Source organism: Enterovibrio baiacu (assembly GCF_004120195.1).
Lineage (GTDB): Bacteria > Pseudomonadota > Gammaproteobacteria > Enterobacterales > Vibrionaceae > Enterovibrio > Enterovibrio baiacui.
On the sequence record NZ_SCHN01000011.1, the window covers coordinates 99,243 to 114,423 of the forward strand.

At 47.0% G+C, this 15,181-nt stretch carries 14 protein-coding genes; 9 read left to right on the forward strand and 5 right to left on the reverse strand.

Annotated elements, in window-relative coordinates:
- Nucleotides 1-34: 34 nt before the first annotated feature.
- Both EQP46_RS12955 and EQP46_RS12960 read right to left on the reverse strand, forming a co-directional pair.
- Nucleotides 35-934 carry a LysO family transporter gene (locus EQP46_RS12955; RefSeq protein ID WP_129494065.1) on the reverse strand — a complete coding sequence of 300 codons (900 nt, stop codon included), beginning with the start codon at nt 932-934 and terminating at the stop codon, nt 35-37.
- A gap of 131 nt (nt 935-1,065) precedes the next feature.
- Nucleotides 1,066-1,986, reverse strand: coding sequence for an HDOD domain-containing protein (locus EQP46_RS12960; RefSeq protein WP_129494066.1), 921 nt, complete (start codon nt 1,984-1,986; stop codon nt 1,066-1,068).
- A 449-nt stretch (nt 1,987-2,435) separates the two neighbouring features.
- Between EQP46_RS12960 and EQP46_RS12965 the strand changes: the two genes are divergently transcribed.
- From EQP46_RS12965 to EQP46_RS12980, 4 genes are all read left to right on the forward strand, one after another.
- Nucleotides 2,436-3,020 carry a TfoX/Sxy family DNA transformation protein gene (locus EQP46_RS12965; protein WP_017010166.1) on the forward strand — a complete coding sequence of 195 codons (585 nt, stop codon included), beginning with the start codon at nt 2,436-2,438 and terminating at the stop codon, nt 3,018-3,020.
- Nucleotides 3,021-3,194: 174 nt separating this feature from the next.
- Entirely contained in the window at nt 3,195-4,115 is a 921-nt protein-coding gene (gene dsdC, locus EQP46_RS12970; RefSeq protein WP_129494067.1) for a DNA-binding transcriptional regulator DsdC, read from the forward strand.
- A 115-nt stretch (nt 4,116-4,230) separates the two neighbouring features.
- Nucleotides 4,231-4,683: a TetR/AcrR family transcriptional regulator gene (locus EQP46_RS12975; RefSeq protein ID WP_129494068.1), complete on the forward strand. Its 453-nt coding sequence runs from the start codon at nt 4,231-4,233 to the stop codon at nt 4,681-4,683.
- 45 nt (nt 4,684-4,728) lie between these two features.
- On the forward strand, nt 4,729-5,100 hold the full coding sequence (locus tag EQP46_RS12980; protein ID WP_129494069.1) for a hypothetical protein: 372 nt from the start codon (nt 4,729-4,731) through the stop codon (nt 5,098-5,100).
- A 104-nt stretch (nt 5,101-5,204) separates the two neighbouring features.
- On the opposite strand, the gene EQP46_RS12985 is transcribed toward EQP46_RS12980, so the two are convergent.
- From EQP46_RS12985 to EQP46_RS12995, 3 genes are all read right to left on the reverse strand, one after another.
- Complete coding sequence (locus EQP46_RS12985) at nt 5,205-5,762, reverse strand: porin family protein (protein ID WP_129494070.1); 558 nt, start codon at nt 5,760-5,762, stop codon at nt 5,205-5,207.
- A gap of 178 nt (nt 5,763-5,940) precedes the next feature.
- Entirely contained in the window at nt 5,941-6,441 is a 501-nt protein-coding gene (locus EQP46_RS12990) for a response regulator (protein WP_129494071.1), read from the reverse strand.
- A complete protein-coding gene (locus EQP46_RS12995) occupies nt 6,438-8,393 on the reverse strand; it encodes an ATP-binding protein (RefSeq protein ID WP_129494072.1) in 1,956 nt (651 codons plus the stop codon). The genes EQP46_RS12990 and EQP46_RS12995 overlap by 4 nt, the downstream gene beginning before the upstream one ends.
- Before the next feature lie 192 nt (nt 8,394-8,585).
- Here EQP46_RS12995 and EQP46_RS13000 point away from each other — a divergent pair, with 192 nt between their 5' ends.
- From EQP46_RS13000 to EQP46_RS13020, 5 genes are all read left to right on the forward strand, one after another.
- Nucleotides 8,586-9,902, forward strand: a complete 1,317-nt coding sequence (locus tag EQP46_RS13000; protein WP_129494073.1) for a DUF945 family protein — start codon at nt 8,586-8,588, stop codon at nt 9,900-9,902.
- A 229-nt stretch (nt 9,903-10,131) separates the two neighbouring features.
- Entirely contained in the window at nt 10,132-10,548 is a 417-nt protein-coding gene (locus EQP46_RS13005; protein ID WP_129494074.1) for a CBS domain-containing protein, read from the forward strand.
- 225 nt (nt 10,549-10,773) lie between these two features.
- On the forward strand, nt 10,774-12,240 hold the full coding sequence (locus EQP46_RS13010) for an MATE family efflux transporter (protein WP_129494075.1): 1,467 nt from the start codon (nt 10,774-10,776) through the stop codon (nt 12,238-12,240).
- A 169-nt stretch (nt 12,241-12,409) separates the two neighbouring features.
- Entirely contained in the window at nt 12,410-13,825 is a 1,416-nt protein-coding gene (locus tag EQP46_RS13015) for an SLC13 family permease (protein WP_129494076.1), read from the forward strand.
- Nucleotides 13,822-15,180, forward strand: a complete 1,359-nt coding sequence (locus EQP46_RS13020) for an ATP-binding protein (RefSeq protein WP_129494077.1) — start codon at nt 13,822-13,824, stop codon at nt 15,178-15,180. Before EQP46_RS13015 ends, EQP46_RS13020 begins: the two co-directional genes overlap by 4 nt.
- The last annotated feature ends 1 nt before the right edge of the window (nt 15,181 follow it).

A 15,181-nucleotide genomic window follows, 5' to 3' on the forward strand; every position in this document is an offset into this window, starting at 1 on the left:
ATTACCTGATGAAGGCTAAATGACGTGGCATCGATTAGAGCGAAACGAAAAACATCATCAAAATAGGTACGAGTAAACTCAAGATAAACCCGCTTACAATCGCAATCGGTACGCATTTAACGCCGCCAGTGGTTTGAATAATTGGTAGCGTGAAATCCATAGAGGTTGCCCCGCCATAACCAATGGCAGTGAGTGGATAGCGACTAATTAAAAGCGGAATAAGAACAATGGCAACCAGTTCTCTCGCAAGCTCTAAAAGAAAGGAGGCCCCGCCATAGACGGGTCCCAGTGCATCTCCCATCAATATCCCCGCCAATGAATACCAACCAAACCCAGAAGCCATAGCGAGGCCATAATTGTACGGAATGGATAGTAACCATGCTGCGAGCAGCCCGCCGCAGAACGACGTCACGATGATAACAGCGGCGACACTCAATCCTTTCTTGTTCAGAATGATCTGTTTCAACGTCATGCCGCTGTTTCTCAATTGAATACCAATCAAAAACAGCAGAATGAGTAAGATCCCTTCACTGGCGGGATCTACCCAGTCCAGAGGGATAGGAAGCAAGAGCCCCAATACCAATCCGCCGCCTACCACAAAGACCAGCTTCACCGACTCCATTAACATGGCTGAAAGGGGAACATCTCGTTTGTGCTGCTCTGTTTTCGTCGATAGCAGCTTATCTAAAAGGGGGAGCGCAAGAAGGTTGGCTGTGCCAATACACAGAAAGAACGTCGACGCGAGAAGCAGAATTTGACTGAGGTTGGCACTGAGATCGTCAAGGCCCGCTAAGCTTAATCCCATTAACCCTAGGATGACAAAGACAAGGTGCGAGGTTGAACGATTGATGATATCGAGAAACTTATCGCTTTTAACTTTGATCAAGTAGCCTACGACAAGTGGCAAAAATATATACAGCATGCCTGGTAGCATTCAGAACGACCTTATTGAAAGAAAAGAGAAATCACGCTGAGAGTATCAGTGGAGATCAAATAAGGTCAATCTGTGCGCCGAGGCTTATATGAGAAAGCCATCGGCGAGAATAGGGGGGTTAACGCTGAGGACTAGAATCCGCAGTTATTGATGATGCCATTAAGCTCAACCCTGAAATCCGCATCATTCAGGTTCGACAATTCGTATAGCGCTTCTGCACCGGCGAGGGTGATTTCAACATCATGGTCATCAATGGCATCGTCATTCGCCCTGAACAAGAGTAGATGGTTTGCCATGGTTGCTACGTTTAGGTACGTCACCTCATCGACTTCACGACGAATGCGTCGGTTTGTCGATACCTCGATGAAATCCAAATCGAAGCCCCAACTTTTTAAAATGAATCTGCTTGCTTCTTTACTGACGGAGTAAAAAACATGACTCGCGATATCAAAATCTAAATAGTTCCCTTCATCGGTGTAGTTTTGATATGCCTTAACAGCACTGTAAATACCAATGTCGGCGAGCAATCCGATCAGTAAGGCTTTCTCCACTTCTAGTTCACAGTGTGTCTCGTCGTACTTTTTCACTTTTTGGCAAACTAGCGCCATTGTTGATGCAAACTCGCGTGACGATGTCGCACTCTTTTTCAACAACGCATTACATTCTTCACTAAATGGAGAGGATGTTTTTAATGTCTGTATGGCATGTGCAGTAGCAATGCCAAGCACACGCTGAATCCCTAATCGAGACACCGCCATGTTGATGTCATGGCAAGGACGATTCGTTCTTGGACTGAAAATGGCTGAGTTTGCCGCGCGGATAACCGCCGCCGTCAGCGTTGCATCATCCAATAAAAGCGTCGACACATCTTTCACTGTGCTGTTTTGAGCAAAGCAAACGCGTTGTAATTTTAGGACGACGTCAGGGATTGGAGGCAGTTCCAATGTCCCGTCTTTCAGTGAGCGATAGACTCGCTGAAAAAAATCAGTCTCAATCGCTTTTAAGTGCTTCTCACGGCTAGGGTTTACCCAGAATAAAGAGAGGTTTGCCATCTTTTTAGACTCGAAAAAACATCCAGTGCATAGTAATCCTGATGGGTGGTAAATGAAACATGTAGCGCATTTTATTTGAAGCAGTGACAAGTATTAATGCGCCGTGTCTAAGATTTTTGTCACCGAGAAAACTGATAATAATATTAATTAGATAAAAGCAAGTTGGCGATGAATTAGGGTGAGAAATCTGAACTAAATTAACGTTTATTGCGCGTAATGCATGTAATACACGACAATAAGTTGCGAGTGTCTGTGCCCATTTAACATGCAGTAAACATAAATATTACACATCATAACCGTGACGGATGTTGCGTTTTTGGTACAACATCCGGTGTTGGGTGATCTAGTGCATGGTTTTCTATGCCCTAATAAGTCATCATTAATTTGCGTTGAGAATTTACAGAATTTTTAGCCGGGGAATTGGCTTTTTGGGGAGAAAGGAGGCACCAGTGCTAGAAGTAAAAAGTGGCTTTGTCGAATACTTGTCTCAATTTGGTGAGACAGAAAAGCGCTCCATGTTTGGTGGTACGGGTTTCTTTGTGAGCGGTGCAATGTTTGCGCTAGTGAAAGAAGATCGTATCTATCTAAGAGGTGGGGCAGAGCTTACAGATAAACTTATTGCGAAAGCGTGCAAAAAATTCGTCCATGTAAAGAAAAGTTCTACCGCCATCGTTAATTACTACGACATCACCGAGCTATACGAGCAGGAGGATGACGGCTTAGATGCAATGGTAAAAAAGTCCGTCGAGAATTCGGTGGCGGAGAAAGAATACCGAGACTCAAAATTAAACAAGCGTCTTCGCGATTTACCCAATTTGCGTTTGACTATTGAGCGTATGCTTAAAAAAGCTGGCGTCGAAAATGTTGATATTTTCTTTTCAATGAGCCCAGAAGAACTGTTCCGTAAGGTACAAGAATCTCACGGCTATGATGTCGACATTAAATTGCTTTGGATGTTTGCTGGTGCGCAAACAGGTGTTCACTGGACGTTGCTCAGTGAAGAAACCAAGCAGCAATTGCTTCGCGCTGTCTAAATACCGTTCCCAAGAAAATAGCCGCCTTGTGCGGCTTTTTTTGTCCCTGTGTTTTACTACGAAGGCTGTTGGCGAGTTGAGCCCCCGTGCTTATTGGGTATTTAAGCATGTACGCTGTAAAGGGATATTGGTACAGTCTTAGTTACGAAATAAAAAATAAAACAGTGACTTCGTATGAAACTGCCTCAACTCTCTTCTTCCTTACTTGCAGGGTTACATTGCTTTTCGATCGTGGCTGAAACCATGAGTTTTACGCGTGCTGCTGAGCAACTACACCTTACCCAAAGTGCCGTTAGTCACCGTATAAAAAAATTAGAGCAAAGGTTAGAAGTTGCCTTGTTTGTTCGTCGCCCTCGTCATTTATCGTTAACCAACGAAGGTGAGCAGCTTAAATTGGTCGTGACAGAACAGTTTTCCGCGATTAGCTTGAAGTTGTTAGAGTTGAACCACGCCAAGCCTGTGGGTGATTTTATTATCTCTGCACCACCTACCTTCGCCCAGCGCTGGCTTGTCCCGCGTCTTCATCAGTTCGCAGAAGCGTTTCCAGACGTCACGCTGCACCTTAGAACGCGCAATGATTTGGTGGATTTCAAAGCCGAGGCCTTTGATTGTGCGATTTACTTTGGTCATGGTCGTTACACCGGACTTTGCAGTCATCACTTACTCGACGATGCCATCCTTCCTGTTTGCAGTCCGTCATATGCAGAAAGGCACGACCTGTATGGCAACCCTCAAAAACTCGCGGCGTGTCAGCTTTTGCATGACGCCGCGCCATGGGCGAGTGCCAGTCTGAGTGATGAATGGCTCTATTGGGCAAATGCAAATGGGGTTGAACTTAATGGTACGAATCACAGCTTTGATCGGGCGGATCTGGCGTTAGAAGCAGCATCGTCAGGGATGGGCGTTGCTATTGGGCGCATGGCATACATTCAAGAGCACCTCCATTCTGGGCGATTAGTCGCGCCTATCGATTTGTCCGTGAAGTCACCGTATAGCTTTTACTTGGTTTATCGAGAAGAGCAGCAAGGAAATGCAAAGATAATGGCATTCAAACAATGGCTGTTTGAACAGATTCCAGTAAATAGAGAATTCTGAACGTTGAGCGTCAAGTTACTGACCTAAATGATAACTGCGTCGAAAAATCCGCTGTATTCTTTTTGGTCAAGCTTATAAGATACGAAGTATGCTAAATCGAAAGTGCGTTAACTAGATGGCCAAAAATACGAAAGAAGGTGCGCTGCAAACCGAAGCCTTGGTGCATCAAACCATCATCGATATTTTCATGGAACATGGCTGGGAAGCTGTTACCTACGGCAGCATTGCCAAGCTTACGGGGTTAAGCCGAAGCGGTATTCAACGCATTGTGCCAAGCAAGGAGGCAATGGGTGAAGCATTCCAAGGCCAAGTGTTTTCCTATGTGTTTGGCAAGCTCGATACTTCCACGTCAGAAACTGTTATTACATCGTGGCTGAAAGCGTTCGATGACCCCAAGTTTTCAAACTGTATTCGTTACCTTGTCGGGGCTGTTCACGCAGAAGATACGGGCAAGTTAAAAGCCGCGAAAGGTCTAGAAAGAATGTCATCACTGTTGGGGCGTGAAATCACGATCACTCTGATGGGATTGTCGGTGGTTAAATTACTGGAAGCCGACCTCGTTGACTGATTGAGGTTGCTGAGTATTCATCAAACGAAACGTAAGGAAGAGATAATGATTCAGCTTCGCGTCGCATTACTGGCAGTCACGTCGACATTTCTGCTCTCCGGGTGTGCCATTAAACCTGCCGAAACCGTCACGGTTTATAAGAGCAAAAACGCAGTGCAATGTGAAACCTCAGGAATGAGTGTGCAAGACAGCGCCAATACGTTGTCTTCTTACGGCGTGACCGTGAAGTCTTCTCACTGTGGTGTGCTAACGGAAACGATGTTTGCGAGCGTGTGCGGGGCGAAAACAGGTGACATTGTTTTCCACGATATTGGTGCGAGAGAAGAAGCCTTAGCAGCAGAATTGGGGTATACCAACATTGATGCTCTGAAGACCGCTGAGCTGGCGAGTGGCTTTGCAGCGGTTGATTGCAAATAATGAAAAGTCATTCGCTGTTATCTGTTAAGAGGTAGCGAATCAGAACAAATAAAAAAGGTCTCTATATGTAGAGACCTTTTTTGATCACTATGCCGTGATAGGCATTAGAACTTAAAGCGTGTGCTCAGAATAACCTGGTCGCCGTAGGCTTCATTGAACCGAAGCTGTGCGCCGATTGCAAACAGCTCAGTCGCGTGGAAACGACCAAACACAGAACCAAACACTTCATCTTCGTCGTCGATAGACAGGTGACCAAGTTCACCACCCACTTCAAGTTGTGGGCCTAACCACTGACGAACACCTAAGTTCACTTCAACGCCGAATTCAGTATCACCTTTGAAACGGTCACGTGCTTTCATGGTGCGTAAGCCCAATTCGCCGTAAACGTCTGCCCAGTTGTTGATAGGTGCGTGGAAGCCGATGGCAGCAGTAGTGTCGAAATCGCTGTCAAATTCAGTATCGGCTTCAAAACGGATGTGGGCATTTGGGTGAATAGAGGTGCTAAAACCAGCGCCGTAAGTCACAGGGCTAATACCTACTCGAGCTTCGAAGTAGTCATAGCTGAAGTTACTCATGGTACCCTCGTTAGCCATAGTTGCAGCAGAAAAGGCAGCAGAAGAGGCAGCGGCTAGCAAAATACCAGCAATCTTAGTTTTGCGCATGGAAGGTCTCGTGATGATTTTAAATTTGTGCAGCCATTTTAATAGAAGTCGCTTTTGCGAAACAACAGCATAGCGCCTTAAATAAGGCGCTGATTAGTAAATATTGGGCAAAATATAGTGAAAATGTGGACAAGAACGGCTGGAAATCGTGAAGCCGTTCTGAATTTAACGTTTTCGATTAACAATCCGAAAAGCTTAATCGGTTATCGCTGATGGCTTTCATCACGCGTTCTGCGTCCAAAATACTCACCCATTGCATCAAATGACGGTCGTGTTTGATCATGTAGGTCGTTAACTGGTCAACAACGACGTGCTTGAGGGCTTCACCTTCCCATGGCTTCGCAATGAAGTAATCCAAGCTGTTATTATTCACTGCTTGAACGGTTTCCTCTAACCCAGCTTGACCCGTGAGGAGAATCTTTCTCGCGTTGGCGCAGTCGCCTTTTTCATTTAGCTCAATGAGAAAATCGACCCCTAAATCTTTTGGCATGATGTGGTCACACAAGATCAGCGCGAGTTTATTGCCATCAGCCGTGGCTTCCGCGAGCACTTCGCGGGCTTCAGCCACAGATTCCGCTGCTTCAATAATAAAGTGCGCTTCCAACGATGCTAAGTCATGGGTAACGCTGTCGAGGACATCTCTTTCATCGTCCACGCACAGGATAAGATATTTACTCATTTTTCCTCCTTAGAAGCCGCAAACAGTGGGGCATAGGGTAGGGTCACTGTCATCGCGGTGAATTCGCCAGATGATGATGCCACTTCTATTTTCCCTCCGTGATGCTCAACAATCTGTCGGCAAACCGACAATCCGATGCCAAGCCCGAAGTGTCCTTCCCGTTTTGTGGTGTAGTTCAACTCAAAGATTTTATTTTTAATGGTTTCTGGAATGCCCGAGCCGTTGTCGCGAACCGTGACCTTTACAGCTTTGCGACTCTGGTAAACGGTTTCTCGCGTTGTAACGTGAATTTCGCCATCAGAATCAACGGCATCGAGTGCGTTCGAAATCAAGTTTGTCCAAACTTGCTGCAGGGCGATAGGCATACAGCGAACGTCTCGAAGTTCGCCATAATCTCTGACCACTTTGAGCCTTTTTAGCTGATTTTCGAACATCACTAAGGTGTCTTCTATGCCTTCATGAATGTCCACATCGCGCATGGTTTCATCATCTTGACGGGCATAGGTTTTTAAGCTTTTCACCATGTCTGCAATGCGCTGGGCGCACACGCTGGTGGAGCGCAATAAGCTGCCGGCTTGATAGAACATGTCCCACTGCATGAGCGTCTTTTCAAATCCACTGTCCAGGGTGTGCATCCAGGTTCTAATGTCTGCCGGATTATCGAATCCCATGTTGACCGCTTTTCTGGCGAGCGTGCGATCGCCAATCATAGGCTCAATGGCTTTTGCTTTTTGTCGGGCATCGGCAGTGGACATTGGGCGGGAAAGGAGCGCCTCAGCCATGATGTGATTAGCCTTCTCTTTGGCTTTGTCACTGAGCTCTGTATTGATGAGCTCACCGATGCTGTCTCTCAACGTGTCGCTGTTTCTTAAAATCGCAGACACGGGGTTGTTAAGTTCATGAGCAACCCCCGCAACCAATTGACCCAGCATCGCCATTTTTTCTCTTTCGATCAGTTGTTTATGGGCCAACTCGAGAGATTTCAGCGTTTGTTGCAGTTTCACCTCCGTGGTGATGCTGCGTTTGAGGCGTCGATTAAAGTGCCGCAACAAATAGCTGGTAAACAAGGGCAACAGATCGTTTCTCGCTTGCATGACTTTGCTAAACAACGCGCGGTTCAACTTAATGACGTTTGTGGGTTGAAGGGTAATGCCCGTGGAAAAAGACACATCACCTGTTACGAACGACATACCGCCGATCAGGCTGCCTTTTCCTAGCCTCGCCACTTCATGAGAGGCGCCGGTTTCATCGCGCTTTAATAACGCCACTTCACCGTCGACAACAAACCAAAGGAAACTGTTTGGTTGGCCTTCATGGGTCAGTAAATGGTCTTCACTGTAGCTTCGGAAAGCGTGGTTCTCGTCGTTATGATCGAAGTAATCAGTCAGCTCATTGAAGAGTTGTTGGGCAAGCTCATCATCCGATGTTCCGATGGCAGATTCGATAAACCCGTGGCGATAGCTGGCAAGACGATGTTCAATATGCGCATCAAGCAATCGACGTTGGTCGAGAACATGGCAAAATCGGAGCAAATCGTCGGTATTGTGCTTTAACACATAGTTGGTTAATTCCTTGCGCGCCGTCGTGACCATCTGTTCGGGCTCCCAAGGTTTGGTCATGCAGTAATTGAGTCGACCTTCGTTCACGGCCTGCATGATCACTTCAATTTGCGCTTGGTCGTTGAGTAATATGGTTCGCGCGCCCGCAGAGGCAGGTTGATTGTCGATATTGATCAGTAGATCAACGCCGTTATCCTCGCCAAGGTTATGGTCGCAAATAAAAAGTGCAACCTGACGGCCTTGCTGATGAAGCTCACTGAGCGTGACAGTCGCGGAAGAAACGTTATCAATACAGACGATGTCGAAGGAGGAGGAAAAAGCGGCGAGTTCTCGTTCTAGTTGCGCCAAAATCTCTGCGTCATCATCAAGACAAAGAATGACATATGGGTGCATGTGTTTACCAAATACCTGCATTTTTCATAAGTGTATAGCTTTGTTCGTCTACAAGCTGAGAACAAGACTGCAAACTGACACATACTGTGCGAAAACATTAACGCTTCTGCTGAAATCCTCATTAAGCCATGGGGTTAAGTGCATTGTTGGTTTACACTTGAGACCGTTTATTTTGATTTCATTGGAGCAATCATGATTTTTGGGAAGTATGCAGCCATTGGTGGTGCCGTGGCATTAGTCGTCATTTGGCCGCTCGCATCTGGACACGTGGGTCAGTCAATTTACGAACGCGAAGTTGAGCAGTCGCAATCGCCATACGCTGTTATTACTAACGAATCCTATGATCGTGGTTATTTGTCTTCTGACGTTGTCACCAAGGTATCTTTGGTGGGATCAGCCAAAGAGCAACTTGAACTGGATGGCATTCCAACCAGCTATGTGCTGAACAGCAAAGTGTCTCATGGCTTCTTTAGTATCGGTACAGAATCGGTGCTTGAAATGACGCCTGAACTTAAAGTGCTGACAGACAAGTTGTGGCCGAACGGTGAATCACCTTTTACCTTCCAATCAGAAACCGCTATCTCCGGTAAAACGGATTACACCATGTCGTTGGCGGCCATTGATGCCAATGAAGACGGTGTGAAAATCGCCAGTACGCCGCTTGTTGTTAACGGTACGATGGACAAAGCGGGTGTGATTTCTTTCACCATGAACATGGATTCATTCGGTTTTGAATCTGACTACGGTGAAAAAGCACAAATCACCAATGTGACGGGTTCAGGTCAAGGTGAGCTAATCGATGATATTTGGGTGGGTAACCAGAAAATTAATTTCGGCCGTTTTGACCTTGATAACCAAGATGGCCTGCCAGCGACGCTCACCAACTTCAGCATTGAAGTGAAGAACCTACTGACGTCTGTATCCGGTGTTGATGTGAAAACTGCTGAAGCGGACGATCTACGTTTCAACAATGAAAACCTGATTTCGTTGGAGAAGTTTGAGGTAAAAGACGAGCTTACTTTGAACAACCTAAAATTAGGCTTGAACTTCGATGCGCTGGACTATACAGCCATGACAACGCTAGCAACGGTCGCAGACGCGATGGGCGAAGAACCTTCTCCAGAAGAGATGGAGCAAATGATCACAGCGTTAGATGCCTTGGTTGATAAAGGGTTGGGTGTGAAACTGAATCCACTGGAAATTGATACGCCAGAAGGGCAAATTGATGCGAACTTGGATTTGCAAGTCGCTTCAGGCTTGACCAGCGTTTCTCAAAACTTCCAAGCATTACCAAGCAAGATTAGCGGTGAATTAAACCTCAGCGCGCCGTCTGCCTATGTACAAGGTGTACCTGAGCTGTCGAACATGGCACAAAATTTGGAACAATATGGATTCGTATCTCAAAGCGAAAACATGGTGAAATTGAATGCCAAAATTGAAGGTGATCAACTGGTGTCTCCGACGGGGCAAAAAATCCCTGTGGGTTTGCTGATGATGCTAATGATGTAATGCAACTTAGTGATTAATATCAAAAGCCCGTGCGAGAGAATAACGCGCGGGCTTTTTTGTGGAAAAAACACCCGAGTTAAATAAATGTTAGAAATTCACTCTAGTCTTTGTGACAAAACGTAAAAATAAGCAGAATAGGGCTAGTAATTTTGCCAACTTAGTCGACACTGAATAGTAAGACAGAGATTTAATCCCTGTTTCTACATTCAGTCCAACAATAGGGGGATGCATGGAATCGATAAAAGTAAAAGATTACATGAATAAAAGGCCTGTAACGTTTAAAGCCTCCATGACTCTGTCGATTGCATTAGAAAAAATGCTGAAGGCTGATCAAACTGGTGGTCCCGTTGTCGATGACAACCATCATGTTGTCGGTTTTCTGTCTGAGCAAGACATGATCCACAAACTGCTCAAGGTTGGTTACTACTGCCAAGACACAAACACGGTTGATGATTGTATGCATAAGGCGGTTGAAACAGTGACGCCTGAAGACAGTATCATTCGATTGGCAGAGCAAATGCTGCCAGGCAAACCAAAAGTTTACCCTGTGGTTGAGCATGGCCGTTTAGTCGGCATCATGTCTCGCCGCGATATTCTCAAAGCCATTGCAACGCAAATCGACGATTGTTTTCACCATCCAGTATAACGTCCTTCGTGTTGATAATAGCGAAATGTTAAAGGTGCTTTAGGCACCTTTTTCTTATTCCTATTGCTTCTACTGAAATACACTGCACCTTGTGAACTCACTAAAAATTCATGCTTTTCCTTTCATCGTTGTTTTCGCATTAATTTGATAGACTGCGGCGCAAAACTTTTGTGCTGCGAACAGGAAATGCAGTGCAGTACTGTGATAATTCGACCGGAAGTCATCATGTCTAAACAGCAACAAGCAAAGTTCGTCAGTGGATCAATCATGCGCCACATCACTGTGATGTCGACATCCGGCGCGGTGGGATTGATGGCGTTGTTTTTGGTTGACCTTGTCGACATGTTTTTCATCAGTTTGCTTGGACAAGTTGAGCTCGCCGCAGCGATTGGCTTTGCCGGTACCATCGTGTTTTTCTCTACCTCTGTCTCAATAGGCACCTCTATCGCCACGGGCGCTTTGGTGAGCAGGGCGCTTGGCGCCGGCAAAAAAGACGACGCGCGAAAGATTGTGGCGAGCGTGATGATTTTCGCGGCGTTGGTCAGTGTGGTAACGGTAGGGCTTATCCTCTTCTTTCTCGACAACATCCTAGGACTGATTGGCGCAACAGGGGAAACCGCCGTTAAGGCGAAAGAGTACCTTGTTATCATCTTGCCAAGTGCACCGTTAATGGCGATGGGTATGTGTGGTGGTGCAGCATTGCGCGGCGTGGGCGATGCGAAGCGCTCGATGTCCGCAACCTTGGCGGGCGGCGCTGCCAATGCCATTCTCGACCCTATTTTTATCTTTGGTTTGTCGATGGGCATTGAGGGCGCAGCGATTGCGTCTGTTATGTCGCGCGTTGTGCTTTTTGGCGTGTCTTTTCATGCCGTACACCGCACGCACGATTTGATCGCGAGGCCATCGCTCACGGATTTGTCAGAGCATTTTCGTGCCATTACGCATATTGCGGTGCCTGCCATCGTGACAAACACAGCAACCCCCTTCGGAAATGCCATCGTGACGGCACAAATTGCGAAGTTTGGTGCGGACTACGTGGCAGGTTATGCCGTTATCGGACGTTTACTTCCGGTTTCTTTTGCTCTCATCTTTTCTCTGTCAGGCGCAGTGGGACCCATTCTTGGGCAGAATTTTGGGGCCGGGCGTTTTGATCGCGTTCGACTAACCTTGTCCGATTCCGTGAAGTTCGTGTCTGCATACTGCGTGTTAGTCGCCGTGATTCTTTTCTTCTCACAAAGCTTCATCACTACTGCATTCAGCTTAACGGGGGATGCGGCGTCCATGGTGAACCTTTTCTGTACCTTTATTGCCATCAGTTTCATTTTCAATGGCATCCTGTTTGTCTCCAACGCGGCGTTTAACAACCTTAATCGCCCAACGTGGTCAACGTTACTCAATGTGGGTAAAGCGACGCTGGGCACGATTCCCTTTGTTTATGTAGGTGGGGAATTGGCGGGTGCTGAAGGTGTGTTGATCGGTCAGGCGCTAGGCTCTGTGTTCTTTGGTGTGGCAGGTTATGTGTTGGTAAACCGTTTGATTAAACAGCTTTCAGACGAGAATGAAACAATCGAAGACACTGTGGCGATTGAGCCAGTTGTACCTGTGGCCGCATTCAGCAGTTGCCGAGAGGTGATGGCGGAAGACGGTGAAGAGCTACAAGACAAAGATGGAAAGTGTAAACCGTCAGCCTAATGCTGACGGATCCCTACCATGGAAAAAGCAGAAACCCCGCGTTTGAAAAGTGAACGTATCCACCCAATTTATTGATCTAATTCAGTAAAGCCTGAGCGTATTCCGCGCAAAATGTCCCCGTTGCCCACTCATTGTGGGTGTTTTAGCTTTTAAGGGACTACAAGCGATTATGCGCATTCAGGCGAAATATCTACTTCCACTTCTTATTCCGTTGTTGGTGTTAGTTCTGCCAGCTTCGGCTTTTCCTTTTGAATCGATGACAGTGATGCAGCAGCGTGCCATCGCGTTGTTTTTGTTGGCTGCGTTGTGCTGGGTGTTAGAACCCATTCCTATCTATGCAACCTCCGTCGTGGTCATTGTTTTAGAGCTGCTTTTCTTATCCGACAAAGGGTTGATTTGGTTCAGACGTGATGCAGGCTCGCCAGAATTCGGCGGTTTATTGAGTTACAGCGATATCATGGCAACTTTTGCTAGCCCGATCATTATGCTGTTTCTTGGTGGCTTTTTCCTTGCAATGGCAGCAACCAAATACCGTTTAGATATCAACCTTGCTCGCGTGTTGCTCAAGCCGTTTGGTGCAAAGCCTCAATGGGTAATGGCTGGCTTAATGCTTATCACTGCTATTTTCTCTATGTTCATGTCGAACACGGCGACCACGGCGATGATGCTCGCGATTCTTACGCCGATTTTGGTGCTGTTTAAGCCTGACGACCCGGGCAAGATTGCGTTTGCACTGTCTATTCCTGTTGCCGCAAACATTGGTGGTATTGGTACCCCGATTGGCACGCCACCCAATGCGATTGCATTGAAATACCTCACTGGCGAAAACATGATCACCTTTGGTGAGTGGATGGCATTTGGTGTGCCATTTGTTGTTGTTATGTTGGTGGTTGCATGGGCGTTGCTGTGCGCGTTGTTCCCTTCAACTGAAACCAACATGTCGCTGGACATTAAAGGTAAGTTCTTAAAAACACCGAAAGCCATCACTGTGTACATCACGTTTGCGGTGACGGTAGGGCTGTGGTTGATGGGTTCAAGCCATGGTATGAACTCTTACACTGTGGCGTTGATTCCTGTCGCTGTGTTCTCGATGACGGGCATCATCAACAAAGAAGATTTGAAAAAGATTTCTTGGGACGTGCTTTGGTTGGTATCGGGTGGTTTTGCATTGGGCTTGGCTTTAGACAGAACCGGGCTCGCGAGCTTGTTGGTGAACAGCATTCCGTTTGAAAACTTTGCGCCAGAAATCGTCTTGATTGGCGCGGCGGCGCTGTGTTTGCTGATGGCGAACTTTATGTCTCATACCGCGACCGCTAACTTGTTGATGCCAATCATGGCGGCGCTCGGTGTGTCCATGACCTCGTTGACGCCGTTAGGCGGTGAAATGACACTTATCCTTGTCGTGACATTCGCAGCCTCGTTGGGCATGTCTTTGCCAATCAGTACGCCGCCGAATGCCTTGGCACACGCTACAGGCCATGTGAACAGCAATCAGATGGCGAAAGTGGGTGTCATTCTTGGTGTGGGTGGTGTGGCACTTAGCTTTGTGATGATTTGGATCTTGAGGTTGGTGAACTTCCTATGAGTTCAACGACAGCACAATGCCCAATCTCTGAGCATGAACCCGTGCTGGCTCGGATCATTCGAGACTACTTTTGCTCGCCTAACCGACAATGTCAGGTCTTGGCGGGCATTGCTGTGCTTGAACAATCAGGGCACAACGACCGCTTGTATTACCTGAAAAGTGGCAGCATGGCGGCCTACTATCAAGAAACTGATAACAGCCATCCCGTGCTGGTATTTCAAGTTGAAGCGGGCATGTTCTTTGGGGTGCACAGCTTTTTCGCGGGCACCTTCAAAGCCTCGACGACCGTGATTGCGCAGACGGATTGTGAACTGGCATGGATTGATATTTCAACGAAAGCTGTCAATGAAGACACTTATGGTTCATTGAGTGCGCAGTTCATGCCTGTGATGGTGAGTGAACTTTCAAAACGCCAACAGCGTGCGAGCTTAAAAGCAGTCGCGAATGCGCAGTCACAGCAAAAACTCTTTCGTGCTGAGCAGATGACGACCTTAGGCCAATTGGCCGCAGGCATTGCGCATGAGCTTAACAATGCGGTCGGCGTGATTGATAGCAAAGCGCAACGCTTGCAGGACACGCTGTCTTCATGGCTTGCCACGTATCAGCCGGACGCACAGCCTTTTTTCGATGTGGGTTTGTCTCAAGGGCAGGGTGTGTCTTCCAGTGAAGCACGTTCACGGGGAAGAATGCTCGAGAAGCAGCATGACTTACCGAGCAATAAAGCACGTCTACTTGCCCGCGCATTGCCGCAAGATGCAGAAATAAACGTGTGGCTGGCTGATCTTGATAACGCCCTGCATTTTTGGGAACAAGGCAGAGAGCTGCATGATCTGCAAATTGCCGCGCAGCATGCGGTTTCCATTGTGCGTTCTGTGAAGCAGTTAGGTGGCGCAGACCATGAACGTAACGAGCATGTTGATATCAATGACACATTACAAAAATCGCTTTCCTTGCTTCAAGGCGCTATTCGTGGCGTGACCGTGACGCAAACCTTTGGTGACCTTCCTTTGCTGGTGGGCAGCAGCACTGAGTTTGTCCAAATCTGGGTCAACCTCATTAAAAATGCCACAGAGGCATTGGCCGACACGCCATCACCAAACATTGATATTTACACCTTCACGTCTAAGGGCTGGCTGATTGTCACCATTGCCAATAATGGTCCTGTCATTGAAGAGAGTGTACGCCGCAAAATCTTTCAACCTAATTTCACCACCCGTAAAGGTGGGTTGTCTTTTGGCCTTGGTCTTGGTCTGTCTATCGTCCAACGACTGGTTAACGAATATAACGGCTCCATCGCCGTCAAAAGTGACGCGGACATAACGACATTTCGAGTCCGATTACCGCTAGGGGAATAAC